The organism is Actibacterium sp. XHP0104, assembly GCF_025751515.1.
Classification (GTDB): Bacteria; Pseudomonadota; Alphaproteobacteria; order Rhodobacterales; family Rhodobacteraceae; genus Actibacterium_D.
The window spans coordinates 44,220-69,631 of the sequence record NZ_JAOWLE010000004.1; the positions used below are offsets into that span (position 1 = coordinate 44,220).

Consider the following 25,412-nt stretch of genomic DNA (forward strand, 5'->3'; position numbering starts at 1 on the left):
GCGGCACCGGACAGGAGGACAGGATGAGAACGCGGCTTTGGTGGGCGATTCCGGCCCTGATACTGGCATTGGCCTCGACCGCATCGGCGCAGGAAATGCTGTATGTCATTCGCCACGCCGAAAAGGCCGACGCGCCCGCAGACCCGCCCCTGACCGAGGCCGGCCGCAGCCGCGCCGCCGCCTGGGCCACCATGTTGCGCGACAGCGGCATCGACGTGGTCTTTACATCCGACGCCGCGCGCAGCCGCGAAACCGGGCAGATCATCGCCACGGCGCTGGGGGTTGACCGCACCGAGGTTCCCCTGGCCGAATCCGGTTCACTGGCCGACCTGATCCAGTTCGACCACGAGGACGACACCGTGCTGGTGGTCGGCCATACCGAAACCATCCCCGGCCTGATCGCCGGGTTCGGCGCCACCATCCCGGTCACGCTGGACCATTCGATGTATGACTACCTGTTCGTGCTGCCCCGCGACGGCGCGCTGCTGCATCTGCACATGCCCTGACACTCAAGGCTTTTCATCGCGCCCCGAATCCCGTATACGCGCGCATCCGTCGCGTTTTTTGGGCGTGCGGAGACCTCCATGGGCCCTGCTGGACGACATCCCGGCCTGCGCCATCAACCCTTAACCAAGGAGACCCCGATGTCGATCACTGCTGACGAAAAGAACCGCCTGATCAAGGAATTCGCGACCAAGGAAGGCGACACCGGTTCGCCCGAAGTTCAGGTTGCTATCCTGACCTCGCGTATCTCGACCCTGACCGAGCACTTCAAAAGCCACAAGAAAGACAACCACTCGCGTCGTGGTCTGTTGATGATGGTTGCCCAGCGCCGCAAGCTGCTGGACTATCTGAAAGGCAAAGACGAAGGCCGTTATCAGAGCCTGATCGAGCGCCTGGGCATCCGCCGCTAAGCTTGCGATCAAATCGAATTTCGAACCACCCGCTCGATCGAGCGGGTGGTTTTCGTTTGGGCGCTGCTCACACCCCAGAGGTGCGGATCAGCCGGCTGAACGGTTGCATGTTCCCGCGTCATACCAGTCGACCGACAGCCTCCAGTTGGCTGTCGCCCGGGAATGCAGTTGAAATGTTTGCGACATTCCAATCTTATCCCATTCATGCGGCTTAACCCAATCAGGATGGCAAACACGTATGTATGACTATAACAAGGTTCAGGGCGTTTCCGAGGAAGTTTTCGAAAAAGCCCTTGAGAGCAACGACTTCGAAGACGCGTCAAAGTTCACGAAATCAGATGCGGAAGACCGGCGAAAGATCGAACGGCTGTTGGATCTGCGCGAAGGCACCTTTGAGAACGAGGATTTCTACTTCGAGAAGGGCAATTGCTCTTGCGGCAGAACGCTTACCTTTCTGGACTTCGTCTTTACCGCGATTGTCGACGCGGACCACCCAAAGTCATTTATCCTGCATACGCTCGTCGGAACAAAGAAAACCGCCAACCCCGCGCGACATGTTCGTTGCTCGGAATGTTTCACCGTATCCTCTGGCGTCATGAAATACGGCATGCCGAGCAGTTATCTTTGCCGGGATACAACAACAAGGTGAATCGCCGCGCGGCCCGCCGCATGCAGCGCGGGCCGCCCAGCCCCAAACCCAATCTATTCTCGCGGCAGGATTCAGAACCGGTGCAGCAGCGCCTTGCCCACCGTCACATCCGCCCCGTATTTGGCGCGGATTTCGGGCAGGGTGCGGGCGAATTCGTCACGCACCGTGGTCGAGGTGATCGTGTAGAAATCATCGCGGCGGTAGACCACCGTGCCCACATAGGCGACCTGCGCCCCGGCCGGCATCCGCGTGCGCAGACCGCCGGGCAGCTTGATCTGCGACATGCCGGCCGTGTTCAGCGAATAGACACCCTCTTGCAGGTAAAGCGTCGCGCGCGGCACGGTGATGAAAAACGTCTGCGACAGCGGCAGCGCCCTGTTCTCATTGCCATAAAGGAACATGCCCTGCGGCTTGACCGGCTGGGTCGAGAACGCCGTGCCCACGCGGTTTTCGGCATATTTCTTGCCCAAACCCAATGGGTCGCGCAGCCCGGTCGCGACATATTGCGGTATGTCCGGCGAGATCACCATCTTGCCGACCAGCACGATCTGATCCTGGCGCGCCGGGGCCTTGTCGGCCTCGGCGATCATGTCGGACATGCAGCCCGACAACGCCAGCATCAGCGTCATCAGGCCAATGATGCGGGTAACGACCAACATGCGTTACAGCCGGTTGATGGCTTGCTGAATCAACGGTTTCTGCTGATCGGGTGCCTCTTTCAGAATGGCCTCGAGCATCTGGCGGCGCGACGGGCCGTTGGCGCGGCTGACCGTGAAATCGCGCGGGGCAAAGAACAGGCCGCGACGCGTCTTAAGCGCATAGCTGCCCAGGTAATAGACACCCTTGCCGCGCACATTGGCGGCCGCGACATCGCTGCCCTGGGCGCCGAAATCATAGACGTTGACGACATTTCCACACAGCCCGACGCAGGTCATGGTGCTGAGGGTGTTCAGCTTGATCGGTCCGGGCGCAATGCCCACGTGGTAAAAGATATAACCCTCGCCGAACTTCATATAGCCCGAGGGATAGAGGTTCTTGTCGGCGGGCATATTGTAGGCCCGGATCGTGCCGCCAACGACCTTGTTACCGGCGGCCTGGGACAGATCGACCCAGCCGTATACGACAGATCTGTCGCTGTAATCGGAAATGGGGGTGCCCCCCATACACGCGCTCAGCGTCAGAGCGGCGAACAACAGGGCAAACATACGCGCCAAACGGGAAACCATCAGAAACTCCTTGTCTTTACCAGTGGTTACTCACTTTCGTCACAGAGGCGTTAAGCGCAGTTCTTGACGAAAGAATGGCGGATTTGGGCGATCAACGCAGCAAATCTGTTCGCATTATCCCGACCATGCTGCGCGCCCGACCCAATCTGCGCATTTGTTGATTCATATCATATGCCAACATTCGAATGTATGATCTGATTTTCCAGGCAACCAATCAGGAGACAAAGATGCGTACCTTTCTGACCAAACTCGCGCTTGCCCTTTCGCTGGTGTTCATGCCGCTGTCGGCCAATGCCGATACCGACAAGCCCGGCCTGTTCATCAACCTGACCACCGACGACACTTGGGCCGCGACCAAGGCGATCATGTTCGCGCATGAAAAGTCGCTGAAGAACGGCCACCCAACCGCGATCTGGATGAATGTGCGTGCCGTCTATCTGGCCGACAAGAAACGCCCCAGCCATGTGCACGGCCTGATGGCGGAAAAGGGTTTGTCCGTTCAGGACATGCTGACGAACTTTATGGCCGATGGCGGCGTGGTGATCATGTGCGGCGCCTGCTCGAAAGCGGCCGGTCTGACCAAGGCAGATTATATCGACGGCGTTCAGATGGGCGATTTTGCCCTGGTTGAAAGCTGGCTGTTCAACCCGAATGTTACCACTCTTTCCTGGTAAACACGGGCAATAGTGAACCAAGGGGCGGTCTGCGGGCCGCCCTTTTGCAATGCAATCGCAGCTTTCAAAACGCGCCGATCTGCGATATGGCACCCTAATCTGAGACGTGACGCCCGGACCCCGGCGTCGTGAAGGAATGATAGAGGGGTCGGCGGCAATGGGGCCGCCATGCAAAACGGGAGACCCGGAAGGCCGGGAGTGCTCCCTTACAGGATACGATAGATGTTCAACGTTACGACGAAATCGATGCAGTGGGGCAATGAAACGCTCACACTGGAAACGGGCAAGGTTGCCCGTCAGGCCGATGGCACCGTCATCGCCACCCTGGGCGAAACCTCGGTCATGGCCAACGTGACCTTCGCCAAGGAACCGAAACCGGGTCAGGACTTCTTCCCGCTGACGGTTCACTACCAAGAGAAATACTATGCTGCCGGCAAGGTGCCCGGTGGCTTCTTCAAGCGCGAGGCCCGTCCGACCGAAAAGGAAACGCTGACCGCGCGCCTGATCGACCGTCCGATCCGCCCGCTGTTCGTGCCCGGCTTCAAGAACGAAGTTCTGGTCATGTGCACCGTGCTGTCGCACGACCTGGAAAATGACCCGGACATCGTGGCGATGATCGCTGCCTCGGCCGCGCTGACCATTTCGGGCGCGCCGTTCATGGGCCCGATCGCTGGCGCCCGCGTGGGCTTTGTTGACGGCGAATATGTGCTGAACCCGACCGTCGACGACATGCACATGCTGCGCAACAACCCCGAGCAGCGTCTCGACCTGGTTGTCGCCGGCACCAAAGACGCCGTGATGATGGTTGAATCCGAGGCTTACGAGCTGACCGAGGCCGAAATGCTGGGCGCCGTGAACTTTGCGCATCAGCAGATCCAGCCGGTGATCGACCTGATCATCGACCTGGCCGAAGACGCCGCGAAAGAGCCGTTCAACTTCCAGGCGCCCGATTACAGTGCGCTTTTCGAAGTTGTGAAGGCCGCCGGCGAAGACAAGATGCGCGCCGCCTATGCCATCACCGACAAGCAACAGCGCGTCGCCGCCGTTGCCGCCGCCAAGGAAGAGATCAAGGCCGGCCTCACCGAGGAACAGCTGGAAGACGCCAACCTTGGCTCGGCCATCAAAAAGCTGGAATCGGTCGTTCTGCGCGGCTCGGTCGTGAAAGAGGGCAAACGCATCGACGGCCGCGCGCTGGATGAGGTTCGCCCGATCGTCTGCGAAACCGGCCTGCTGCCCCGTACCCACGGTTCGGCCCTGTTCACCCGTGGTGAAACCCAGGGTCTGGTCGTGACCACGCTGGGCACCGGCGACGATGAGCAATTCATCGACGCGCTGCATGGCAACTTCAAATCGAACTTCATGCTGCACTACAACTTCCCGCCCTATTCGGTCGGCGAAGTTGGCCGCGTGGGTTCGCCCGGCCGCCGCGAGATCGGTCACGGCAAACTGGCATGGCGCGCCCTTCAGGCCGTTCTGCCCGCCGCAACCGATTTCCCCTACACCCTGCGTCTGGTGTCGGAAATCACTGAATCGAACGGCTCCAGCTCGATGGCATCGGTCTGTGGCGGTTCGCTGTCGATGATGGATGCCGGCGTGCCGCTGAAGGCCGCCGTTGCCGGTGTGGCCATGGGCCTGGTGCTGGAAGAGGATGGCTCTTACGCCGTTCTGACCGACATCCTGGGCGACGAGGATCACCTCGGCGACATGGACTTCAAGGTTGCCGGCACCGAGGCAGGCATCACCTCGCTGCAGATGGACATCAAGGTCGCGGGCATCACCCCCGAGATCATGGAAAAAGCCCTGGCCCAGGCCAAGGCCGGCCGTCTGCACATCCTGGCCGAGATGAACAAGGCCCTGTCGGGCGTTGGCGAATTCAGCGTCCACGCCCCGCGCATCGAGACCATGCAGATCCCCACCGACAAGATCCGCGAAGTGATCGGCTCGGGCGGTAAGGTCATCCGCGAGATCGTCGAGGTTTCGGGCGCCAAGGTCGACATCAACGACGACGGCATCATCAAGATCGCCTCGCCGAACGGTGACGCCATCCAAAAGGCCTATGACATGATCTATTCGATCGTGGCAGAGCCCGAAGAAGGCCAGATCTACAAAGGCAAGGTCGTGAAGATCGTCGATTTCGGCGCCTTCGTGAACTTCTTTGGCAAGCGTGACGGCCTGGTGCATGTCAGCCAGATCGAGAACCGCCGCCTGAACCACCCCTCGGACGTTCTGAAAGAAGGCCAGGAAGTTTACGTGAAACTTCTGGGCTTTGACGACCGCGGCAAGGTGCGCCTGGCCATGAAGATGGTCGACCAGGAAACCGGCGAAGAGCTGAAGAAAGAAGAAACCGCCGAGTAATCGGCGCCTTTCTGACAAACAGGAAAGCCCCGCCATCAAGGCGGGGCTTTTTTGTTGGGGCCAGCGGCCTGGCCGTTCAGACGATCAGGGCGCCAGCCCGCCCGCGACCGTCAGTATCGTCCCCGACACAAAGCCCGACCGGGGCGAGGCCAGCCAGACCACCGCATCGGCAATGTCTTGGGGCTGTGCAATCCGCCCCATTGGGGTGGCCTCGGCAACCATTCTTGGGCGGTCGGGGTTGCCTTCGCGTTCATGCATGCTTGTGGCGGTGGTGCCCACCCGGATGGCATTCACGCGGATGCCCAGCGGGCCCAGCTCTTTCCCGGCGCCGATGGTCAAGGTTTCCACCGCCGCTTTTGAGGCGGCATAGTGGACATATTCGCCCGGGCTGCCCAGCGTGGCGGCCAAGGACGACATGTTCACGATCGCCCCACCTGCCCCGCCCTGGTCGGTTCGCATGCGTTTCACCGCCTCTTGAAGACAATAGACAGTGCCGAACAGGTTGGCCTCGAATGTCCTGCGCAGCGCCTCTTGCGCGAGATCGGGCAATGTCGACGTCCCGCCGATGATGCCGGCATTGTTCACCAGGCAGGTCACGGGCCCCAACAGCTCATCGCAAGTGTCAAACATGGCCCGCACGGCCTGCTGGTCTGCAACATCTGCCCCCACCGCAATGGCGCGCACCCCCGCGTCCCGACAGGCCGCGACGGTTTCGTCCGCGCCCCGGCGGTCAGAACTGTAGTTTACGCAGACATCATAGCCTTCCTTCGCGAAAGCCAGGGCGGTGGCGGCACCGATACCCTTGCTTGCGCCGGTGACCAACGCGGTTTTCCGGTAGCCAGGCGGCAGGTCATCTTGCGGCAGGGACATTCCGTTCCTCCTTTAGGGCTGCTCATGCCCCGCGAACCACTGTTTGGCCGCAAGGTCTTCGACGCTTTGCGCCTCAATCTGGTCAACCTTGCGCATCACTCGGCGCAGGTGGTCGGCCTGGTTCTGGGTCATGTTTGACCCGCGGTTGATCTTGGCCTGCAATTCGCTGTTCGACCGGGTGTAATAGTGGTTCAACTGGATGTGGTCGGCCGAATAGAACCCCGGCTTTGCCCGATCGGCCGCAGCCGCCCTTTGTCCGCGATCATTGACCGAATCCGTCGATCCATCGGTCTCGATCGAATGCACCTTGATCGCGGTCACGTGGCAGGGATCGACGATCATCTTGAAATTGCACATGCCTTTCAGCGGGCTCATTGGGTCGGGGTGGCGACGGGTATAATTGGGCACGATGCCGCCCTCGGGCGCATCCTCGAACCCGTTGCGCCCGAACATGTGCCAGGGCAGCGAAATATTCACCTCTTGCCCCAGATGACCCAGGCATTCCGGCAGGGTCTTGCCCGAGCGCGGCACCAGAAATTCATCGACATCGATAAAGGTCATCCAGCGATAGCCGCCGCCGAAATTGCGCACCGCATGGGCATAGGCGAGCACCTGGTTGTGAATCTCGGCCCCATTCACCCCGTCGCGCAGTTTCTGATCCCAGGGCATCACGGTAACGGCCCCCGCCCCCGCCGCATCAATCAGGCGGCTGACGGTCTGATCGGTCGATCCGTTGTCGTAGACATAGAAATGCGCCACCCCGGCGGCCCTGTGAAACCGGGTCCATTCAGCGATGTGGCGTTCCTCGTTTCTGACGATCAGCACCACCGCCAGCCCCGCACGCCCCGGCGCGGGCACGGGCGGGTCAAGCGCGATACGCGAGATGGATTTGGTGCGGCGCAGGAATGAAAACATAAAGACCCCCAATTCGCGGGCAGCTTAGAAAATCCGGGGGCGCGGGAACAGGGCAATTGCGGCGCGAGAAGACTCGAAAATCCTGCCGCAGCGTCATAGATAGCGTTAACGACCCTACAGGATTCGGCAGCTTGCGCATCATCCGATCGGATGACAGAGTGCCGCACGATTGGCCAAAGGAGGCGCAGATGATCGAGAAACGTCAGTTCTATATCAATGGCCAGTGGGTGAACCCTGCTCAGCGCAATGATTTTGATGTCATCGACCCCTCGACCGAGGATAGCTGTGCCGTCATTTCGCTGGGCACTCAGGCCGACACCGACGCCGCCGTTGCCGCGGCGCGTGCCGCCTTCCCGGCCTGGTCGACCACCCCCAAGGCCGACCGCATGGCCCTGTTGCAGCGCATCCTTGAAATCTACATCCGCCGCAGCGACGAGATCGGCGATGCCATCAGCCTCGAGATGGGTGCCCCGATCGACTATGCCCGCGCCAACCAGGTGAATTCGGGCCGCAGCCACATCAAGAATTTCATCCGGGCGTTTGAGGGGTTCGAGTTCGACCGGATGCTGGGCGCGCATGCCCCCAATGACCGCATCCTGCTGGAACCGATCGGGGTTGCGGGGCTGATCACGCCGTGGAACTGGCCGATGAACCAGATCACGCTCAAGGTCATCCCGGCCCTGGCCACGGGCTGCACGATGGTTCTGAAACCGTCGGAAATCGCGCCCCTGTCGGCCCTCATCCTGGCCGAGATCATCGACGAGGCCGGCGTGCCCGCCGGCGTGTTCAACCTGGTCAACGGCGACGGCGCGGGCGTCGGCACGCAGCTGTCGGTGCATCCCGATGTCGACATGATTTCCTTTACCGGCTCGACCCGCGCGGGCATCGCGATCACCAAGGCCGCGGCCGATACCGTGAAACGCGTTCACCTCGAGCTGGGCGGCAAGGGCGCCAACATCATCTTTGCCGACGCCGATGAAAAGGCCGTCAAGCGCGGCGCGGTCGATTGCTTTCTCAACACCGGCCAGTCGTGCAACGCCCCCACCCGGATGCTGGTTCAGCGCGACATCTATGACCAGGCGGTCGAGATTGCCGCCAATGTGGCGACGAATGTCATCAAGGTCGGCTCGGGCCATGACGCGGGCCGCCATATCGGCCCCGTGGTCAGCCAGGCCCAGTTCGACAAGGTGCAGGGCCTGATCGCCAAGGGCATCGACGAAGGCGCGCGTCTGGCCGCCGGCGGACTTGGCCGCCCCGAGGGCTTTAACCGCGGCTATTTCGTGCGCCCCACGGTGTTTGCCCATGTGTCGAACGACATGACCATCGCGCGCGAGGAAATCTTTGGCCCGGTTCTGTCGATCATTCCCTTCGACACCGAGGCCGAGGCCATCGCCATCGCCAATGACACCGTCTATGGCCTGACGAACTATGTTCAAACCCAGGACGGCGCCCGCGCCAACCGCGTGGCCCGCGCCCTGAAATCGGGCATGGTCGAAATCAACGGCCAGTCGCGCGGCGCCGGGGCGCCCTTTGGCGGCGTCAAGCATTCGGGCAACGGCCGCGAAGGCGGTGTCTGGGGCCTCGAAGATTTCTGCGAGATCAAATCGGTCGCCGGTTGGGCGGCCGAGTAATCTAGAACGGCGCCTTGGCCGAGAACGTCATCCCGACTCCGCCATCGGGGTGACGAATACGCAGGCTTTCCGCATGCAGCATCATCCGCGGCGCCTCGCGCGCGGGGCCGGTCGCATAGAACGGATCACCCAGAATCGGGTGCCCCTGCGCCAGCATATGCACCCGCAACTGATGGCTGCGCCCGGTCTGCGGGTATAGCCGCACCCGCGTGGCGTCTTCCTCATAGCGCATCACCCGCCAGTCGGTGACCGCCGGCTTGCCGTTCTCATGATCGACCATCTGAAGCGGCCGGTTCGGCCAATCGACGATCAGCGGCAGATCGACCGTGCCGGTTTTCGGCTCCAGCCGCCCCGACACCCGCGCGACATAGGTTTTCTTGACCTGCCGGTTCTCGAACTGCCGTCCCAGATTGCGTTGTGCATCAGGCGTCAGGGCAAAGACCATCACCCCCGACGTGTCGCGATCCAGCCGGTGCACCAGCAACGCCTCGGGGAAAACCGCCTGAATGCGGGTGATCAGGCAATCGGCCAGATGCTCGCCCCGGCCGGGCACCGACAACAGGCCCGCAGGCTTGTTCACCACCAGGATCGCGTGATCGTGGTGCAGGATATCCAGAGGCGTATCGGGCGGGGCATAGGCGGCGTCAGTCATGGCGCCTGTCTACGCCCATTCGCGCAGCCGGGCCAGTGGATACCAATTGGTAACGATTGCCCGCTAGCCTTGCCCCGATTGCGGAAGGAGAAAACCATGGATCTTACAGCGCAGGATTGCGGCGATGCCCTTTTGATCTGCGTCCCCGACACCCGGATCGACGCCTCGGTCGCCATTCAGTTCAAGGACAAGATGCGCGAGATCACCAACTCTGCCCACGCGCGTATCGTGCTTGACCTGTCGCGCGTCGATTTCGTCGACAGCAGCGGCCTGGGCGCGGTCGTCGGCGCGATGAAACAGCTGGGCAGCGAACGTCGGCTTGATCTGGCCGGGCTGACCCCCAATGTCGCCAAGGTTTTCCGCCTGACCCGTATGGATCGCGTATTCCGGATTTTCGACGATGCCGACAGCGCCACGCAAGCCGACGCCGCCTGAGCCGATGGCCGGTGAATGTCCGCTGGGCGAATGTGGCGGCCAGCTCAGCCTGAACTTTCCGGGCCAGCCACATGCCGTTCGTGCTACCCTGCTAAAGGTGCACGCCTGGCTGAAATCCGGTGGCTACAGCGACACCATCTGCGGCGATGCCGAATTGGTGCTGGCCGAGCTGTTGAACAACATCGCCGAACACGCCTATGCCGATCATCCCGACGGCCAGATCGACATGACCCTGTCGCGCTGCGGCGATCGGCTGTGTGTGCGGCTGCATGATCAGGGGGCCGAACTGCCCCAGGGCCTGTGGCCCGGTGCCGGCAACACACCCTCGGCGCCCGCGCCCGAAACCCTGGCCGAAGGCGGGTTCGGCTGGTTCCTGATCACTCATCTGGGCGAAGACATCTGCTATTGCCGCAGGGGCAAGGATAATGTGCTGACACTGCGAATCCCGCTGGCCGATCCCTAAGGCGGAACGCTGCGAAACGGGTCGAAATCTCGCATTGGAAATCGCAATTGCCCCCCATATCCTGCCCCGAGCAATCAAGGGAGCACCGATGCGCGATTTTCACCTGCCCGGCCGCTCGGCGGTCTTTGCCGCCAACGGTATCTGCGCCACGTCGCACCCGCTGGCAGCCAAGGTCGCGGTGCAGATGTTGGAATCGGGCGGCAATGCCGTTGACGCGGCCATTGCCGGTGCCGTGCTGCTGGGCCTGTGCGAGCCCCAGATGACCGGGCTGGGCGGCGACTGTTTCGCGCTGCTCAAACCCACGGGCACCGAAGATGTGATCGCGCTGAACGGATCGGGCCGCGCCCCCGCCGCGCTGTCGGCCGCCGAAATGCGCGACCGCGGCCTGACCCACATGCCGCATTACACACCCGACGCCGTGACTATCCCCGGCGCGATTGATGCCTTTTGCCGCCTCTCCGCCGATTGGGGCCGCGCGGGACTGGCCGCCAGCCTTGCCCCCGCCATTCACTACGCCGACGCGGGTATCCCGGTCGCCCCGCGCGTGGCCTTTGACTGGGCCGAGGCCGCGCATCTGCTGCAAGGCGACGCCCGCGCGCATTACCTGCTGAACGGCGCCGCCCCGCGCGCCGGACAGATCTTTCGCGCCCCCGGCCAGGCCGAGGTGCTGCGCCGCATCGCCCGCGACGGGCGCGACGGGTTCTATCAGGGCGAGGTCGCACAAGACATGGTCGACACGCTGCGCGGCCTGGGCGGCGTGCATACGCTGGACGACTTCGCGGCCATAGAATGCACCTATACCACCCCGATCAGCGGCCCCTACAAATCGGTCGAGCTGGTCGAGCATCCGCCAAACGGCCAGGGCGCCACGGCGATCCTGATGGCGAACATCCTGTCGCATTTCGACCTGCCCGCGATGGATCCGCTAGGTGCCCAGCGCGCCCATATCGAGGCCGAGGCCGCCAAGCTGGCCTATGACACCCGCAATCGCTTCCTCGCTGACGCCGATCACATCACCCGGCTGCAACACATGCTGGCGCCCGAAACCGCGCGCGCCTTGGCGGCGCTGATCAACCCGGCCCGCGCCATGGACAGCGCCACCACGATCAGCGAGGCGGTGCACAGGGAAACCATCTATATCACCGTCGTCGACCGCGACCGGATGGCCGTGTCGCTGATCTATTCGATCTTTCACAGCTTTGGCTCGGGGCTGGCGTCGAACCGGTTCGGCATCAATTTCCAGAACCGCGGCGCCGGGTTCACGCTGGAACAGGGCCACCCGAACGAGGCCGCCGGCGGCAAGCGCCCGATGCACACGATCATCCCGGCGATGCTGCGCCGCGATGGTCGCGTGGTGATGCCCTTTGGCGTGATGGGCGGCGCCTATCAGCCCAACGGCCATGCCCGCGTGATGACCAACATCGTCGATTTCGGCATGCACCCGCAGGCCGCCATCGACGCGCCGCGCTGTTTCAGCGATGCCGGCACCCTGCAGATCGAGCGCGGTTATGACCACAAGGTGCACGCCGAGCTGGCCGCCATGGGCCACAAGGTCGCCACCCCCTGCGCCCCGATCGGCGGCGCGCAGGCGATCTTGATCGACCATGAAACGGGTGTGTTGCAGGGCGCGTCCGATCCTCGCAAGGATGGCTGCGCGCTGGGTTACTAGGGCCTAGTTCAGCTGGAACTGCAGCGGGTAATGCCCATCTTCGAAATCGCCGAACAGGTCGCAGACATCAGGATGGCTGACCGGCTGTCCGGTATCGTCGGGCAGAAGGTTCTGCTCGGACACATAGGCCACGTAATAGCTTTGCTCGTTCTCGGCCAGCAGGTGATAGAACGGCTGGTCCTTGGACGGGCGGCTTTCCTCGGGGATGGCGTCATACCATTCCTGAGTATTCGAGAACATGGCATCCACATCAAAGATCACGCCGCGAAACGGATGTTTCCGGTGACGGACCACTTGGCCAAGATGATATTTCGCCTGCGATTTCAGCATTGCGTTAGTACCCCCAACTAACGTTAGTAATCCTCGAGAGGGGGGCTTGTCCATCTTGACCCCGCCGGAAAGCGGGAAACAGATTGTGAACCTCGTCCTGACAGTGCTGGAAATCGTGGCCCCGGTTTTCCTTTTGGCAGCGGTAGGTTACGCGTGGGTCAAGCTGGGGTTCGACTATCAGCTAGAGTTCGTCACCCGCCTGACCATGACCCTGTCGGTGCCCTGCCTGATCTTTGTCGCCCTCATGAAAACCGAGATCGACCCGCAGGCGCTGACCACGCTGTCGCTGGCGGCACTGGCGGGCTATGCCGTGATCACCGTTCTGTTCTGGGGGCTGGTGCGTCTGGCGGGGCTGGAAACCCGCACCTATCTGGCGCCTCTGATCTTTGGAAACACCGGCAACATGGGCCTGCCATTGGCAATTTTTGCCTTTGGTAACAGCGGCTTGGGATATGCTGTCGTGGTGTTCGCGGTGATGGCTGTCTATTCGTTCACCTTCGGGGTGTGGCTGGTGTCGGGCGGCGGGTCGCCCTGGAAGGTTTTGCGCGAGCCGCTGGTGGCCGCCACGCTCTTGGGCGGGCTGTTCCTGTGGCAGGGCTGGCAGACGCCGCGTTTTCTGACCAACGCGCTGGAGCTGACCGGCCAGATGGCCATTCCGGTGATGCTGATCACACTGGGCGTGGCGGTGGCGCGACTGCGGCCCGGAAGGCTGGGCCGGGCGCTCTGGATCTCGGTCGCCAAGATCGGAATTTGCGTTGCGGTGGCCTGGGGCGTGGGCCGCGCCTTTGATCTGTCTGCGGAACCATTCGCCGTGCTTGTGATGCAATTGTCCACGCCGGTGGCGGTGACCTCGTATCTGCTGGCCGAAAAATACGGCGCTGATTCGGATGCGGTGGCCGGGCTGGTGGTGGTTTCGACCCTGCTGTCGGTGGCCACGATTCCGCTGACCCTCGCATTTTTGATCTAGGGCCGCGCGGTCGCATTTGCCCAGGGCGCGAAATTCCCCTATTCTCTCGGCAAAACAAAGATATCGAGCGAGAGGCAGATGAGCAGATTCTTTCGCGCCATGGTTGGTATGTGCCTGCTGGCGGTCGTCGCCGGATGTGGCGGGGGGGCCGGTTCACCGCCGCGCAACCTCGACAACGCGTGCAGCATCCTTGACCAGCGCCCCCAATACGCCCGTGCCATGCAAAAAACCGAGCGCCGCTGGGGCGTTCCGATGCATGTGCAGATGGCGACGATCTATCAGGAAAGCAAATTCGACAGCGACGCCCGCACCCCGCATAAATTCCTGCTGGGCGTGATCCCGATGGGGCGGCAAAGCTCGGCCTATGGCTATGCGCAGGCGCTGGATGCCACCTGGGATGAATATGTGCGCCAAACCCGCAGCTATGGCGCCCGGCGTGACAAGATCGCCGACGCGACCGATTTCATCGGCTGGTACATGACCACTTCGCGCGACAAGCTGGGCATTCCGCTGCACGACGCACGCAACCAGTACCTGGCCTATCACGAAGGCCAGACCGGCTATGCCCGCGGCAGCTATCGCAGCAAGGGCTGGCTGAACAACGTGGCCAATTCGGTCGCGTCGCGGGCCGAGACCTATCGCGTGCAGCTGCAACGCTGCCGCTAGTTGCGGCCCAGCCGGGACGAGGTTTCCATGTTGATGTTGAACAGGGTGGGCGACAGCCGCACGCCCTGTTCCAGCGCATCCAGCGTCACGATGGTCTGCCCGCCGGTATCATCGACGATAACCCACTGCTGCAACGCCAGGGGCGCGCCGCCAAAGACCAGTGCGATCGTCCCGTAATCGGGGTTCTCGGGGTCTTGGGCCACCACGATGGTGCGCGTTTCATCGCCCGAATGCCCCACCACCATATTGGCGCGCCCCAGATTGACCTGCGGTTCCAGGATCAGGTTCAACGGCGTGCGCTTTAGCGGGTATTGCTCGGGCGGCTGGTTCGACTTGGGGTCAAAGACCGCCACCTGCCCGCCCCCGGCCATCACCAGCGCGGCATTGGGCGGGTCATATTCGAACCGCATCCGGCCCGGGCGATTGATATACAGCGTGCCGGCCGAAACCGACCCGTCGGCATTGTTCTGTGTGAACCGCGCCGAGGCCGTATCCAGCCCGTTAAGATAATCCGAGATCCGCGCCAGCGGGATCGGGTCTGCCGAAACCGGCAGGGCGACAAACGCGGCCGCAAGGGCCAGGGAAGCAACACGAAGCATTTTCATGCCGTCAATCTAGGCCCCGCGCGACCGGTTTGCACCTGTGCATTTGCTCACTTTCCGGCGAGCGGCATGTTATTGCTCGGGCACCAGGATTTCGCGCTTGCCGACATGGTTCGCGGCGCTGACCACGCCCTGCTCTTCCATCTGCTCGACCAGCCGCGCGGCCTTGTTATAGCCGATGGCCAGCTTGCGCTGGATGTAAGAGGTCGAACATTTGCGGTCTTTCAGCACGATCGCGACGGCGGTGTCATAGAGCGCATCCTCCATGTCGGTATTGCCGCCGGTCAGGCCCAGCACCAGGTCGATATCGCTTTCCTTGTCCTCATCGGGGCCTTCGACCACGCCACCGACGTAATCGGGCGGGCCATAGGATTTGAGGTAGGTCACGATTTCCTCGACCTCTTCGTCGCTGACAAAGGGCCCGTGCACGCGGGTGATCTTGGCGCCACCGGCCATGTACAGCATGTCGCCCATGCCCAGCAGCTGCTCGGCGCCCTGCTCGCCCAGGATGGTGCGGCTGTCGACCTTGGAGGTCACCTGGAACGAGATCCGGGTGGGGAAGTTCGCCTTGATCGTGCCGGTGATCACGTCAACCGACGGGCGCTGCGTGGCCATGATTAGGTGAATGCCCGAGGCCCGCGCCATCTGCGCCAGGCGCTGGATGCAGGCCTCGATTTCCTTGCCGGCCACCATCATCAGGTCGGCCATCTCGTCGACGATCACCACGATATAGGGCAGCGCCTCGGGCTGGAACTCCTCGGTCTCGAAGATCGGCTCGCCGGTATCCTCGTCAAAGCCGGTCTGAACGGTGCGGCTGAACATCTCGTTCTTGGCCAGCGCATCACGCACGCGGCCGTTATAGCCCTCGATGTTGCGCACGCCCATTTTCGACATGCGGCGATAGCGGTCCTCCATCTCGCCCACCACCCATTTCAGCGCGACCACAGCCTTTTTCGGGTCGGTCACAACGGGCGACAAAAGGTGCGGGATGCCGTCGTAAACCGACAGTTCCAGCATCTTGGGGTCGATCATGATCAGGCGGCATTCATCGGGCGTCAGCTTGTAAAGCAGCGACAGGATCATCGTGTTGATCGCCACCGATTTACCCGAGCCGGTCGTCCCCGCGATCAGCAGGTGAGGCATCTTGGCCAGGTTGGCCACCACCGGGTCGCCGCCGATATCCTTGCCCAGCGCCAGCGGCAGACGCATGTTGCTGTCGCCGAAATCGCGCGCGGCCAATATTTCGCGCAGCACCACCTTTTCGCGGTTGGAATTGGGCAGCTCGATCCCGATCACACTGCGTCCCGGCACGGTCGACACGCGGGCCGACAGGGCCGACATGCTGCGGGCGATGTCATCGGCCAGGCCGATCACCCGGCTGGCCTTGAGGCCCGGCGCCGGCTCCAGTTCATACATGGTGACAACGGGGCCGGGGCGCACGCTGACGATCTCGCCCTTGACGCCGTAATCGTCCAGCACGTTTTCCAGCATCCGCGCGTTCTCTTCCAGCGCATCATCCGACAGGTGGTGACGTTCAATGCTGACCGGGTTGGTCAGCAGCGACAGCGGCGGATGTTCATAGGATTCGGCCTGATCGTCGAATTTCAGCGCGGGCTGGGCCTCGGCCTGAGCCTGGCGCGAGGGCTGCACCGGCTTCTTGACCGGATGCTGCACCACCTTGCGCGGCGCGGCGGGCGCGGGGGCGTCAAAGGCGGCGGGTTCGGGCTCGATCAGCTCGGGCTCGAACACGTCGATCTGTTCCTCGACCTCGGCGGCCAGCGGCTGGGGCGGCGGGGTCATGCGCGGCGCGGCGACCAGCGGTTCGGGCGCACCCTTGCGGCGGGCAATGGCGGCGCTGACGGCGCTGTTGACCACCGGTTCGCGGCGCTGACCGGCGGCAAGCGCGGGTTCGACCCGCGGCACACCGTTGCCCTGGCGCACGCGCGTCCGGATCACATCGGCGATGCGGGCCTTGATGCGCTCTTCGCTCATCGGTTCGCCATTATAGTCGGGCAGCTCGGGCTCGATCAGTTCGGGCTGCGGGTCGGGCTGACGGCGCATCAGCGCGGGCACGCGGGCAAAGAGGCTGGGCTTGGCCGGCGCGGCAAGCGGGGCGGCCATGGCCACGACCTCGGGTTCCTGGGCCACGGGCGCGCGACGAACCATCGGTTCGCGCGTATGGGCAGGATGATGGGCAACGGCGTCACGACGGGCCTGGTTGCGGGCCTGCATCACGCGGGCCCCCTGAACCGCACCGCTGGCGCCACGGCCCAGCAGGGTCATCATCTGGGCATAGGTCACGATCAGCCCGACAATCAGGAACCGCGCCAGCGCGCGCAGCTCGGCCCAGTCGAACCCGGTGACGAACAGGCCAAACCCGATCATCACAACCAGGCTGATCACGGCCATCAGTTTCAGGCCAAAGCCCACGCTGAGCGGCAGAATGTTCAACAGCGCACCCAGAATGGTATCGCCAAACAGGCCACCCATGCCGAATTCATGGGTCCACTCGGGCCCCGGCACCAGGGTGGCGGCATAGATCGACATCAACGCAATGGCGATCGGCGCAAAGACCACGCGGCCCAGCGCCCGGTCTTCGCCACGATGCAGCACAAAGCGCAGCCCCCAGGCCATCGGCACCAGCGCGATGCCCCAGGCGCCCAGCCCGACGATCACGTTCAGCGGCGAGGCAATCGACGCCCCGAACCGGCCCAGCATGTTAGAGGCGGGCTCGTCCGTGGCCGACAGCCACGACGGATCGTCCGGCACATATGACACCAGCATCATCGCCACCATCGCCCCCAGCGCGATCAAGCCCAGACCCAGCAATTCCTTGCCGCGTCGCTCGATCGCTGCCTGCATGTTCGTGTCGAACAAGGGATCCCGCTGTTTGATCTGATACGAAGCCATACCTAACCCTTACCTGTAGAGACAGTCGCGAAGCCGGATCAGCCCGCGCTGCATTTCTGTGATTGGGGCCACCAAAGCGACCCGAACGAACCCCTTACCGGGGTTTTGCCCGTTTACCTCGCGGGCCAGATAGGCGCCGGGCAACACCCGCACGCCGGTCTCCAGCCACAATTTCATCGCCGCCTCTTCGCTGTCGGCCACCGGCAGCCACAGGAAAAACCCAGCCTGCGGCGCCTGATAGCCCGGCACCCCGTCAAAGATCTGATCGGCCAGCGCGAATTTCTCGCGGTAAAGGCGGCGGTTTTCTTCGACATGGGCCTCGTCGGCCCAAACCTGTTCGGCCACGCGCTGCAACGGCAGCGGCAGCGGCGCACCGGCATAGGCTCGCAGGCGCTTGATACGCACGATGTCATCGGCCCCACCGGCCACGAAACCAGACCGCAGCCCCGGCAGGTTCGACCGTTTCGACAGCGAATGAAAGATCACCACGCGGTTGGGGTCTGCCCCCATGTCGCGCGCCACCTGCAAGGCACCCACGGGGGCCTCGTCGCGGTAGATCTCGGAATAGCATTCATCGGCAAAAACGCGGAAATCGTGCTTTTCGGCCAGCGCGATCAGCGTTTCCCAATACTCGCGGCTGGCAATCGCACCCTGCGGATTTGACGGCGAGCACAGATAGGCAATCGCCGTGCGATCCAGCACCTCGGCCGGCAGCGAGGCGTAGTCGGGCAGAAACCCGTTGCCCGCATCGGCGGGCACGAACACCGGCTCGGCCCCTACGGCCGCGGCGGCCACGGCATAGACCTGGTAGAACGGGTTCGGTGTCAGCACGACCGGGCGCTGGCCATTCTTGGCCTCGTTGCACAGCGCCAGCGCCGCGTTGAACAGCCCCTCGCGCGTGCCGTTCAGCGCCATGATCTGGGTCTCGGGGTCGACCGTCACGCCATAGCGACGACCCAGCCACGCGGAGATCGCGGCGCGCAGCTCGGGCGAGCCCTCGTTCGGGGGATAGCTGCCAAAGCCATCGACATTCTCGGCGATGATGCGGGCGACGAAATCGGGAAAGGCATGCTTGGGCTCGCCGATGGTCATATGCATGACCTCACCGCCCGGCTCTGATGAGTCGAGAAGCGCCCGCAAACGCGGAAATGCGTATTCTGGCAGGTTCGAAAACCGCTCGGGATAGGCCATGTTGCCCACTATGTCTGCCTCGTCATCGGGGTCATGTCGCCCCGTTTGCAAATCAGGATACCGTTTAGCAACGGATTGGTCCAGAAAAAGCCCGCGAATTTCGGCCCTTGACGGAAAAACTGTGTCTCTCAGGCCAAGGCAGCCTCGGCCGCCGCGCCGATGCGCAGCAAACGCTCTTCGCCGCCGGGCGCGCCCAGGAACATGATGCCACAAGACGGCACGCCCGTGGGCAGCGTCAGCGCTGCGCAATCCATCAGGTTGCCCACCCGCGTGTTGCGCAGCGCCAGCAGGTTTTCGGTGACGTAATAGTCGCCATCCGACATCAGCCGCGCCGCATCGGGCGGCAGAATGGGCGAGGTCGGCAACAGCACCGCGTCATAGCCCGCCACCCGTGCGGCCCATTGCGCGCGCAGATCGCGCAACCGATGCCAGGCGGCAACGAAATCGGCCGCCGTATACTGCGCCCCGGCGCGGAACCGTTCCAGAATGGGCGGGAACATGCGCTCGGGCGCGGCCTCGATCTGTTGCCCCCAGGTGCCATAAGCCTCGGCCGTGAACAGGATCGCGGCCAGGTCCATCGCCTGCGCCACCTCGGGCGCCTCGGCGGTGTTCACGATCGCGCCTGCGGCCTGCAAGCGTTCAACCGCACTGGTAAAGCCGGCGCGGGGGGCGTCGCGCAGGTTTTCCATGCCAACGGTTTTCAAGATCATGAACCGCGTTCCGCGCAGGCTGGCCCCGCGCAGATCGGCGGCGCGCCCACCGCCCAACGCGGCCAGCATCAGTGCCGCATCCTCGACCGTGCGGGTCAGCGGGCCGACCGTGTCGAAACTGGCGGCCAGCGGCACAGAGCCGGTCAGCGACAAACGCCCGCTGCTGGTTTTCAGCCCAACCAGATCGTTCCAGGCCGACGGGATGCGCACCGAGCCGCCGGTATCCGACCCCACCGCCGCCGCCGCCAGCCCAAAGGCCACCGACGCCGCCGCGCCCGAAGACGACCCGCCCGACACCGCGCTTTCGTCATTCACACAAGGCGGCGTGGCCGTCACCGGGTTCAGCCCAAGGCCCGAGAACGCCAGCTCTGACATATGGGTCTTGCCCAGACAGACCAGCCCGGCCGCCGTCGCATTGCGCAGCACCGCCGCATCGCGCGTGGGCACACGGCCGGCCAGCAAGGCCGACCCGGCCTCGGTCACCACGCCGGCGGTATCAAAGAGATCTTTCCAACTGACCGGCACGCCATCCAGCGGCCCCAGCCGCGCGCCATCACGGGCACGCGCGTGTGCGGCCCCAGCCTCGGCCAGGGCGCGTTCCATCGTGGTGCGGGCATAGATGCGGGGGGCGTGCGGATGCGCGGCAATCGCCTCGAGATAGGCCTCGGTCAGGGCCACCGGATCAATCCGCCCTGCCCCGATCGCGCGCCCCAGATCGCCCGCGCTCATCCTCAGCCAGTCGCCCGCCATGATGCCCTCCGCTTTTGCCTCACGCTAGCGACACGTGGGCGCATGGACAATCCCGCCCGTGGCGGCATATTGCTTGGCATGACTTATGATTCCGACGTTGTGATCGTGGGCGGAGGGCTGAACGGCCCGGCCCTTGCGCTGGCCCTGGCCGAGGGCGGGCTGGATGTCACCGTGATCGACGCGCTGCCCCTGGCGGCACGTCAGGGCGATGACTTTGACGGGCGCGGCTATGCGCTGGCGCTGGCGTCGCAGCGGTTGCTGCGCGCGGTGGGCGTCTGGGGCGCGGTCGCCGATCACGCCCAGCCGATCCTTGAGATCAAGGTCACAGACGGGCGCGCGGGCGAAGGGCCGTCGCCTTTCATGCTGGAATTCGACCATGCCGAGATCGAAGAAGGCCCGATGGGTTACATGGTCGAAGATCGCTATCTGCGCCGCGCCTTTCTGGACGCGATGGAGGCCCAGCCGCGCATCACGCAAGTGTCGGGCGAAACCGTCACCGCGCAGGAGATCACCGCCACCGGCGCCACCGTCACGCTGGCCTCGGGGCGCAGCCTGACCGCGCGGGTGCTGGTCGGCTGTGACGGGCGCAAAAGCGGCACCGCCCAGCGCGCGGGTATCGGGCGCACCGGCTGGGATTACGGCCAGACCGCGCTGGTCTGCGCCATCGGCCACGAAAAGCCCCATAACGGCATCGCGCATCAGTTTTTCATGCCGCCCGGACCGCTGGCCATCCTGCCGCTGCCGGGCAACAAATCGTCCATCGTCTGGAGCGAAACCCACGCCCGCGCCGCCGAGATCGCAGCGCTGGACGACGCGGGATACCTGGACGCCCTGCGCCCGCGGTTCGGTGATTTCCTGGGCGAGATCCACCTGGAAGGCGCGCGCTTCAGCTATCCGCTGAACCTGACGCTGGCCAATGCGTTCGTCAAAGACCGGCTGGCGCTGGTCGGCGACGCGGCCCATGGCGTGCACCCGATTGCCGGTCAGGGGCTGAACCTGGGCCTGCGCGATGTCGGTGCCCTGGCCGAGGTTCTGGTCGACGCTCACCGCCGCGGCGAAGACATCGGCACCATCAACGTGCTGGATCGCTATCAAGCCTGGCGGCGCTGGGACACGGCCACGCTGGCCCTGGCCACCGACGGGTTCAACAAGCTGTTTTCGAACGACAATCCCATCCTGCGCGGGCTGCGCGATGTGGGGATGGGCGTGGTCAATGCCATGCCCGGCCTGCGTCGCAAATTCATCCGCGAGGCCGCCGGCCTGTCGGGCGACCTGCCCCGCCTGATGCAGGGACGGCGGATCTAGTCGATCTCGCGCGCCTCGTCGACCAGCATGATCGGAATGCCGTTGCGGATGGGAAAGGCCAGATGCGCGGCCTTGGACACCAGTTCCTGCTTTTCGGCATCATAGCTGAGAACGCCATGCGTCACGGGGCAGACAAGCGCCTCTAGCATGCGGCGGTCAAAGGCGGGTTGGTCGCTCATTGCATCATCTCTTCGTTTGATCCGCCGCGCAGGGCGAATTCGATCAGGGTTGTCATGGTCTCGCGCCGCTCGGTCAGGGTGGGCGCCTCTAGCAGGGCCTGTTTATCCTCGACCGAGAACGGGCACAGCATCGAAAGCGCGTTGATCAGCATTTCGTCATCGGCGTCTTTCAGACTGTCCCAATCGGTCGACAGCTGCCGATCGGCGAAATAGCGCGACAAGAGCGGCAGGAACGTCTCGCGGTCAAACCCGGCGTCATGCTCGGCCGCGCCCAGGTCGCGGGCGAACCCGTCCCAGCCGATCCGCGCGCGGATATAGGGCGCAAACCCTTCGACCTGTTCGATCATTCGAAACCGCGACACGCCGGTGAGGGTGATCATATAGCGCCCGTCCTCGGTTTCGGAAAACGCCGTGATCCGGCCCGCACAGCCGATCGAGTGCAGCTTTTTCTCGGCCCCTTTCGGCACCGGGCGGGGCTGGATCATCCCGATCAGCCGATGCCGGGTTTTCAGCACATCCTCAAGCATCGCCAGGTAGCGCGGCTCGAATATATGCAACGGCAGCTTGGCGCGGGGCAGCAACAGCGCCCCGGGCAAGGGAAAGACCGGAATGGTCGCGGGCAGATCAGCAGCAGGAAACATGCCCCTAACCTAGCGCAGCCCGGCGATCAGGCAAATATCATCGACGATAGTTTCCGCCGGCCGTTCAGCGCGATCGGGTCATTGGCCTTGAGCGCATCGAAGATCGTGAACAGCTGTGCACGCGCCGCGCCGTCGTTCCATTCGCGGTCGCGGCGGAACAGGTCCAGCAACTGGTCCACGGCCTCTTGCACCTCGCCCGCCGCATGCAGCGCCTGGGCCAGGTCGAACCGGGCCTGAAGGTCGGCCGGATCGGCCTCGACCGCGGCGCGCAGCTCGGCCACGGGGCCGGCATCCTGCGCCTGCCGGGCCAGCGCAGCCTGGGCGCGTGCGGCTTCCAGCTCGGGCGCCTTGGCGATCTCGTCGGGGGCATTGTCCAGCAGGGCCAGCGCCTGATCCAGCTCGCCCAGCGCCAGATGCGCGCGCACCAGCCCGCCATAGGCGGCGGCATTCAGGGGATCTTCGCCCAGGATCGCGGCAAAGGTCTGGGCGGCATCATCCACGGCACCCTCGGCCAGCATGGCCTCGGCAGCCTCGACAGCCTCGGCCAGCCCGTCGCCCTCATCCCCCGCCGCAGCGGCGACGCGATCGATAAAGGCCTTGAGTTCCGACGCGGGCAGCGCGCCCTGGAACCCGTCGACCGGCTGCCCCTGATAGAAGGCATAAACGGTCGGGATCGACTGCACCCGCATCTGGCCGGCGATCTGCTGGTTCTCGTCCACGTTGACCTTGACCATGCGCACCTTGCCACCGGCCTCGGTCACAGCCTTTTCCAGCGCCGGACCCAGCGATTTGCACGGGCCACACCAGGGCGCCCAGAAATCGACGATCACCGGCACGTCCTGGCTGGCCTCGACGACATCCTGCATGAAGGTCATCTCGGAAATGTCTTTGATCAGATCCCCGGCGGGGGCAGCGGCAGCATTTGCACCGAATTCAAGCATCGTCGTCCTCGTGGTTTAAGACGTTTGCGCCCTATATGTGCGCGTTTTGGGCAAAACCCAAGGGGCAAGTCACAGATCGAATGTCGCAAAGACCGGCGCGTGGTCGCTGGGCTTTTCCCAGCCCCGAGCCGCCCGCAGCACGCGCGAGCCATGCCCGGCGTTGGAAATGTCGCCCGTGGCCCAGATGTGATCAAGGCGCCGGCCCTTGTCGGCCTCATCCCAGTCGCGCGCGCGATAGGACCACCATGAATACAGCTGCCCCTCGGGGATGTCCTGCCGTGTGATATCGACCCAGCCCCCGGCATCCTGGGTCTCGCCCAGATGGTCAACCTCGATCGGGGTGTGGCTGACGATCTTCAACAGCTGCTTGTGGTTCCAGACATCATCCTCGCGCGGGGCGATGTTGAGATCGCCCACCAGGATCGATTTCTCGGGCCGTTCGCCATGAAACCAGTCGCGCATGCCGGTCAGGTAATCCAGCTTTTGCCCGAATTTCTCGTTCACCTCGCGGTCGGGCACATCGCCCCCGGCGGGCACATAGAAATTGTGGATCGTCACCCCGTTTTCCAGCTGCCCCGCCACGTGGCGGGCATGGCCCAGATCGGCAAAGTCACGGTCGCCCACATCGCGGATCGGCAGTTTCGACAGGATCGCGACGCCGTTGTAACCCTTTTGCCCACGGGCAACCATGTGCTGATAGCCCAGAGCGGCGAACTGTTCGGTCGGGATCTTGTCGACCGGCGACTTGCATTCCTGAAGGCACAGGATGTCGGGTGCCTCTTCCTGCAACAGCTTGCACACGATCGGTTCGCGCAGGCGCACGGAATTGATGTTCCAGGTGGCGATGGTAAAGGGCATGGGGCTCTCCGGCAGATGTCTCGCCCAACCTAGGCGCGGGCCGCCACGGCCTCAACCCGCGAAAAAAGACCCGGGCACGAAACCCGGGTCAGTCCAACAGGGAGGTCGTCACGCTGGAGGATAGCGTGACAAGAGAAACTAGGTCGCAACAATCCGCGGCCTGATTTCAGTATTGCCCATCTTTCGGGCAACAATGTGGCGTCAGGCCACCAGCCGATAGCCACCCGATTCCGTCACCAGCAGGCGGGCATTCGACGGGTCGGGCTCGATCTTCTGGCGCAGGCGATAGATGTGGGTTTCCAGCGTGTGCGTGGTGACACCCGCGTTATATCCCCAGACCTCGTGCAGCAGCACATCGCGCGGCACCACGCCCTCGGAGGCGCGATAGAGATATTTCAGGATGTTGGTTTCCTTTTCCGTCAGACGAATCTTTTTCTCGTCTTCGGTGATCAGCATCTTCATCGAGGGCTTGAAGGTATACGGCCCCAGCTGGAACACGGCGTCCTCGGACTGTTCGTGCTGGCGCAGCTGGGCGCGGATGCGGGCCAGCAGCACCGGAAACTTGAACGGCTTGGTCACGTAATCATTCGCACCGGCATCAAGGCCCAGAATCGTGTCGGCATCGCTGTCATGGCCGGTCAGCATCAGGATCGGGCATTTCACACCCTGCTTGCGCATCAGGCGGCACAGCTCGCGGCCATCGGTATCGGGCAGACCCACGTCGAGGATCACCAGATCATACAGCGCCTCTTTCGCCTTCTCCATCGCGCCCGCGCCGCTGGCGGCCTCGAACACGTCGAAATCTTCGGTCATGACCAGCTGTTCGCTCAGCGCCTCGCGCAGGTCGTCATCATCGTCTACCAGCAGGATTTTCTTGAGATTGCCCATCGTGGCCCTCCTTGGTTGCTG

At 63.6% G+C, this 25,412-nt stretch carries 27 protein-coding genes; 12 read left to right on the top strand and 15 right to left on the bottom strand.

The window, feature by feature from the left end; all coding sequences use genetic code 11:
• The first annotated feature begins 23 nt into the window (after positions 1–23).
• The 3 genes from OE856_RS07845 (at position 24) to OE856_RS07855 (ending at position 1,563) form a co-directional block, all read left to right on the top strand.
• Positions 24–506 carry a SixA phosphatase family protein gene (locus tag OE856_RS07845; RefSeq protein WP_263715528.1) on the top strand — a complete coding sequence of 161 codons (483 nt, stop codon included), beginning with the start codon at positions 24–26 and terminating at the stop codon, positions 504–506.
• A 138-nt stretch (positions 507–644) separates the two neighbouring features.
• Positions 645–914, top strand: coding sequence for a 30S ribosomal protein S15 (rpsO, locus tag OE856_RS07850; RefSeq protein ID WP_263715529.1), 270 nt, complete (start codon positions 645–647; stop codon positions 912–914).
• Positions 915–1,152: 238 nt separating this feature from the next.
• Complete coding sequence (locus OE856_RS07855) at positions 1,153–1,563, top strand: hypothetical protein (RefSeq protein WP_263715530.1); 411 nt, start codon at positions 1,153–1,155, stop codon at positions 1,561–1,563.
• A 71-nt stretch (positions 1,564–1,634) separates the two neighbouring features.
• On the opposite strand, the gene OE856_RS07860 is transcribed toward OE856_RS07855, so the two are convergent.
• Together OE856_RS07860 and OE856_RS07865 are read right to left on the bottom strand one after the other, a co-directional pair.
• A complete protein-coding gene (locus OE856_RS07860) occupies positions 1,635–2,222 on the bottom strand; it encodes a hypothetical protein (RefSeq protein WP_263715531.1) in 588 nt (195 codons plus the stop codon).
• Between the two features lie 3 nt (positions 2,223–2,225).
• Positions 2,226–2,726, bottom strand: coding sequence for a hypothetical protein (locus OE856_RS07865; protein WP_263715532.1), 501 nt, complete (start codon positions 2,724–2,726; stop codon positions 2,226–2,228).
• A 290-nt stretch (positions 2,727–3,016) separates the two neighbouring features.
• Between OE856_RS07865 and OE856_RS07870 the strand changes: the two genes are divergently transcribed.
• Both OE856_RS07870 and pnp read left to right on the top strand, forming a co-directional pair.
• Positions 3,017–3,463 carry a DsrE family protein gene (locus OE856_RS07870; RefSeq protein WP_263715533.1) on the top strand — a complete coding sequence of 149 codons (447 nt, stop codon included), beginning with the start codon at positions 3,017–3,019 and terminating at the stop codon, positions 3,461–3,463.
• Positions 3,464–3,685: 222 nt separating this feature from the next.
• Positions 3,686–5,818, top strand: coding sequence for a polyribonucleotide nucleotidyltransferase (gene pnp, locus OE856_RS07875; protein WP_263715534.1), 2,133 nt, complete (start codon positions 3,686–3,688; stop codon positions 5,816–5,818).
• An 84-nt stretch (positions 5,819–5,902) separates the two neighbouring features.
• On the opposite strand, the gene OE856_RS07880 is transcribed toward pnp, so the two are convergent.
• Positions 5,903–6,688, bottom strand: coding sequence for an SDR family oxidoreductase (locus tag OE856_RS07880; protein ID WP_263715535.1), 786 nt, complete (start codon positions 6,686–6,688; stop codon positions 5,903–5,905).
• Between the two features lie 12 nt (positions 6,689–6,700).
• Entirely contained in the window at positions 6,701–7,603 is a 903-nt protein-coding gene (locus OE856_RS07885; protein WP_263715536.1) for a glycosyltransferase family 92 protein, read from the bottom strand.
• Positions 7,604–7,791: 188 nt separating this feature from the next.
• Between OE856_RS07885 and OE856_RS07890 the strand changes: the two genes are divergently transcribed.
• Entirely contained in the window at positions 7,792–9,234 is a 1,443-nt protein-coding gene (locus OE856_RS07890) for an aldehyde dehydrogenase family protein (RefSeq protein ID WP_263715537.1), read from the top strand.
• A gap of 1 nt (position 9,235) precedes the next feature.
• Here the strand turns inward: OE856_RS07890 and OE856_RS07895 are convergent, their stop codons facing one another.
• On the bottom strand, positions 9,236–9,886 hold the full coding sequence (locus OE856_RS07895; protein WP_263715538.1) for an RluA family pseudouridine synthase: 651 nt from the start codon (positions 9,884–9,886) through the stop codon (positions 9,236–9,238).
• A 96-nt stretch (positions 9,887–9,982) separates the two neighbouring features.
• Between OE856_RS07895 and OE856_RS07900 the strand changes: the two genes are divergently transcribed.
• The 3 genes from OE856_RS07900 to OE856_RS07910 all read left to right on the top strand — a co-directional run bounded on the left by OE856_RS07900 (position 9,983) and on the right by OE856_RS07910 (position 12,453).
• The gene (locus tag OE856_RS07900; RefSeq protein ID WP_263715539.1) at positions 9,983–10,321 is read left to right on the top strand and encodes an STAS domain-containing protein; all 339 of its coding nucleotides are present in this window, start codon (positions 9,983–9,985) and stop codon (positions 10,319–10,321) included.
• Positions 10,287–10,784, top strand: coding sequence for an ATP-binding protein (locus OE856_RS07905; RefSeq protein ID WP_263715540.1), 498 nt, complete (start codon positions 10,287–10,289; stop codon positions 10,782–10,784). The genes OE856_RS07900 and OE856_RS07905 overlap by 35 nt, the downstream gene beginning before the upstream one ends.
• Before the next feature lie 88 nt (positions 10,785–10,872).
• Positions 10,873–12,453: a gamma-glutamyltransferase family protein gene (locus tag OE856_RS07910; protein WP_263715541.1), complete on the top strand. Its 1,581-nt coding sequence runs from the start codon at positions 10,873–10,875 to the stop codon at positions 12,451–12,453.
• Between the two features lie 3 nt (positions 12,454–12,456).
• Here the strand turns inward: OE856_RS07910 and hspQ are convergent, their stop codons facing one another.
• Positions 12,457–12,783 (bottom strand): heat shock protein HspQ, encoded by a 327-nt coding sequence (gene hspQ / locus OE856_RS07915; protein WP_263715542.1) that lies wholly within the window; start codon positions 12,781–12,783, stop codon positions 12,457–12,459.
• Positions 12,784–12,868: 85 nt separating this feature from the next.
• Here hspQ and OE856_RS07920 point away from each other — a divergent pair, with 85 nt between their 5' ends.
• On the top strand, positions 12,869–13,750 hold the full coding sequence (locus OE856_RS07920; protein ID WP_263715543.1) for an AEC family transporter: 882 nt from the start codon (positions 12,869–12,871) through the stop codon (positions 13,748–13,750).
• A 78-nt stretch (positions 13,751–13,828) separates the two neighbouring features.
• Positions 13,829–14,416 carry a lytic transglycosylase gene (locus OE856_RS07925; RefSeq protein WP_263715544.1) on the top strand — a complete coding sequence of 196 codons (588 nt, stop codon included), beginning with the start codon at positions 13,829–13,831 and terminating at the stop codon, positions 14,414–14,416.
• Here OE856_RS07925 and OE856_RS07930 read toward each other — a convergent pair.
• The 4 genes from OE856_RS07930 to OE856_RS07945 all read right to left on the bottom strand — a co-directional run bounded on the left by OE856_RS07930 (position 14,413) and on the right by OE856_RS07945 (position 20,579).
• Positions 14,413–15,021, bottom strand: a complete 609-nt coding sequence (locus OE856_RS07930; protein WP_263715545.1) for a LolA family protein — start codon at positions 15,019–15,021, stop codon at positions 14,413–14,415. The genes OE856_RS07925 and OE856_RS07930 overlap by 4 nt on opposite strands.
• Positions 15,022–15,090: 69 nt before the next feature.
• Positions 15,091–17,928: a DNA translocase FtsK gene (locus OE856_RS07935; protein ID WP_263715546.1), complete on the bottom strand. Its 2,838-nt coding sequence runs from the start codon at positions 17,926–17,928 to the stop codon at positions 15,091–15,093.
• Positions 17,929–17,937: 9 nt separating this feature from the next.
• On the bottom strand, positions 17,938–19,119 hold the full coding sequence (locus OE856_RS07940; RefSeq protein ID WP_263715547.1) for an aminotransferase class I/II-fold pyridoxal phosphate-dependent enzyme: 1,182 nt from the start codon (positions 19,117–19,119) through the stop codon (positions 17,938–17,940).
• Between the two features lie 128 nt (positions 19,120–19,247).
• Positions 19,248–20,579 carry an amidase gene (locus tag OE856_RS07945; protein WP_263715548.1) on the bottom strand — a complete coding sequence of 444 codons (1,332 nt, stop codon included), beginning with the start codon at positions 20,577–20,579 and terminating at the stop codon, positions 19,248–19,250.
• Between the two features lie 42 nt (positions 20,580–20,621).
• On the opposite strand from OE856_RS07945, the gene OE856_RS07950 reads away from it, so the two are divergent.
• Entirely contained in the window at positions 20,622–21,884 is a 1,263-nt protein-coding gene (locus OE856_RS07950; protein ID WP_412174872.1) for an FAD-dependent monooxygenase, read from the top strand.
• Here OE856_RS07950 and OE856_RS07955 read toward each other — a convergent pair.
• The 5 genes from OE856_RS07955 to OE856_RS07975 form a co-directional block, all read right to left on the bottom strand.
• Positions 21,881–22,063 carry a Trm112 family protein gene (locus OE856_RS07955; protein WP_263715550.1) on the bottom strand — a complete coding sequence of 61 codons (183 nt, stop codon included), beginning with the start codon at positions 22,061–22,063 and terminating at the stop codon, positions 21,881–21,883. The genes OE856_RS07950 and OE856_RS07955 overlap by 4 nt on opposite strands.
• The gene (locus OE856_RS07960) at positions 22,060–22,704 is read right to left on the bottom strand and encodes an LON peptidase substrate-binding domain-containing protein (protein ID WP_263715551.1); all 645 of its coding nucleotides are present in this window, start codon (positions 22,702–22,704) and stop codon (positions 22,060–22,062) included. Before OE856_RS07960 ends, OE856_RS07955 begins: the two co-directional genes overlap by 4 nt.
• 26 nt (positions 22,705–22,730) lie before the next feature.
• Positions 22,731–23,645, bottom strand: coding sequence for a thioredoxin (gene trxA / locus OE856_RS07965; protein ID WP_263715552.1), 915 nt, complete (start codon positions 23,643–23,645; stop codon positions 22,731–22,733).
• A 69-nt stretch (positions 23,646–23,714) separates the two neighbouring features.
• Positions 23,715–24,503 (bottom strand): exodeoxyribonuclease III, encoded by a 789-nt coding sequence (locus tag OE856_RS07970; RefSeq protein WP_263715553.1) that lies wholly within the window; start codon positions 24,501–24,503, stop codon positions 23,715–23,717.
• 201 nt (positions 24,504–24,704) lie between these two features.
• Positions 24,705–25,391 carry a response regulator transcription factor gene (locus tag OE856_RS07975; protein ID WP_263715554.1) on the bottom strand — a complete coding sequence of 229 codons (687 nt, stop codon included), beginning with the start codon at positions 25,389–25,391 and terminating at the stop codon, positions 24,705–24,707.
• Between the last annotated feature and the right edge of the window lie 21 nt (positions 25,392–25,412).

Bases quoted from the DNA above. Each gene is read 5' to 3' on its own strand.
- OE856_RS07845 (WP_263715528.1), top strand. From the start codon at position 24: ATGAGAACGCGGCTTTGGTGGGCGATTCCGGCCCTGATACTGGCATTG.
- rpsO (WP_263715529.1), top strand. From the start codon at position 645: ATGTCGATCACTGCTGACGAAAAGAACCGCCTGATCAAGGAATTCGCG.
- OE856_RS07855 (WP_263715530.1), top strand. From the start codon at position 1,153: ATGTATGACTATAACAAGGTTCAGGGCGTTTCCGAGGAAGTTTTCGAA.
- OE856_RS07860 (WP_263715531.1), bottom strand. From the start codon at position 2,222: ATGTTGGTCGTTACCCGCATCATTGGCCTGATGACGCTGATGCTGGCG.
- OE856_RS07865 (WP_263715532.1), bottom strand. From the start codon at position 2,726: ATGGGGGGCACCCCCATTTCCGATTACAGCGACAGATCTGTCGTATAC.
- OE856_RS07870 (WP_263715533.1), top strand. From the start codon at position 3,017: ATGCGTACCTTTCTGACCAAACTCGCGCTTGCCCTTTCGCTGGTGTTC.
- pnp (WP_263715534.1), top strand. From the start codon at position 3,686: ATGTTCAACGTTACGACGAAATCGATGCAGTGGGGCAATGAAACGCTC.
- OE856_RS07880 (WP_263715535.1), bottom strand. From the start codon at position 6,688: ATGTCCCTGCCGCAAGATGACCTGCCGCCTGGCTACCGGAAAACCGCG.
- OE856_RS07885 (WP_263715536.1), bottom strand. From the start codon at position 7,603: ATGTTTTCATTCCTGCGCCGCACCAAATCCATCTCGCGTATCGCGCTT.
- OE856_RS07890 (WP_263715537.1), top strand. From the start codon at position 7,792: ATGATCGAGAAACGTCAGTTCTATATCAATGGCCAGTGGGTGAACCCT.
- OE856_RS07895 (WP_263715538.1), bottom strand. From the start codon at position 9,886: ATGACTGACGCCGCCTATGCCCCGCCCGATACGCCTCTGGATATCCTG.
- OE856_RS07900 (WP_263715539.1), top strand. From the start codon at position 9,983: ATGGATCTTACAGCGCAGGATTGCGGCGATGCCCTTTTGATCTGCGTC.
- OE856_RS07905 (WP_263715540.1), top strand. From the start codon at position 10,287: ATGCCGACAGCGCCACGCAAGCCGACGCCGCCTGAGCCGATGGCCGGT.
- OE856_RS07910 (WP_263715541.1), top strand. From the start codon at position 10,873: ATGCGCGATTTTCACCTGCCCGGCCGCTCGGCGGTCTTTGCCGCCAAC.
- hspQ (WP_263715542.1), bottom strand. From the start codon at position 12,783: ATGCTGAAATCGCAGGCGAAATATCATCTTGGCCAAGTGGTCCGTCAC.
- OE856_RS07925 (WP_263715544.1), top strand. From the start codon at position 13,829: ATGAGCAGATTCTTTCGCGCCATGGTTGGTATGTGCCTGCTGGCGGTC.
- OE856_RS07930 (WP_263715545.1), bottom strand. From the start codon at position 15,021: ATGAAAATGCTTCGTGTTGCTTCCCTGGCCCTTGCGGCCGCGTTTGTC.
- OE856_RS07935 (WP_263715546.1), bottom strand. From the start codon at position 17,928: ATGGCTTCGTATCAGATCAAACAGCGGGATCCCTTGTTCGACACGAAC.
- OE856_RS07940 (WP_263715547.1), bottom strand. From the start codon at position 19,119: ATGGCCTATCCCGAGCGGTTTTCGAACCTGCCAGAATACGCATTTCCG.
- OE856_RS07945 (WP_263715548.1), bottom strand. From the start codon at position 20,579: ATGGCGGGCGACTGGCTGAGGATGAGCGCGGGCGATCTGGGGCGCGCG.
- OE856_RS07950 (WP_412174872.1), top strand. From the start codon at position 20,622: ATGGACAATCCCGCCCGTGGCGGCATATTGCTTGGCATGACTTATGAT.
- OE856_RS07955 (WP_263715550.1), bottom strand. From the start codon at position 22,063: ATGAGCGACCAACCCGCCTTTGACCGCCGCATGCTAGAGGCGCTTGTC.
- OE856_RS07960 (WP_263715551.1), bottom strand. From the start codon at position 22,704: ATGTTTCCTGCTGCTGATCTGCCCGCGACCATTCCGGTCTTTCCCTTG.
- trxA (WP_263715552.1), bottom strand. From the start codon at position 23,645: ATGCTTGAATTCGGTGCAAATGCTGCCGCTGCCCCCGCCGGGGATCTG.
- OE856_RS07970 (WP_263715553.1), bottom strand. From the start codon at position 24,503: ATGCCCTTTACCATCGCCACCTGGAACATCAATTCCGTGCGCCTGCGC.
- OE856_RS07975 (WP_263715554.1), bottom strand. From the start codon at position 25,391: ATGGGCAATCTCAAGAAAATCCTGCTGGTAGACGATGATGACGACCTG.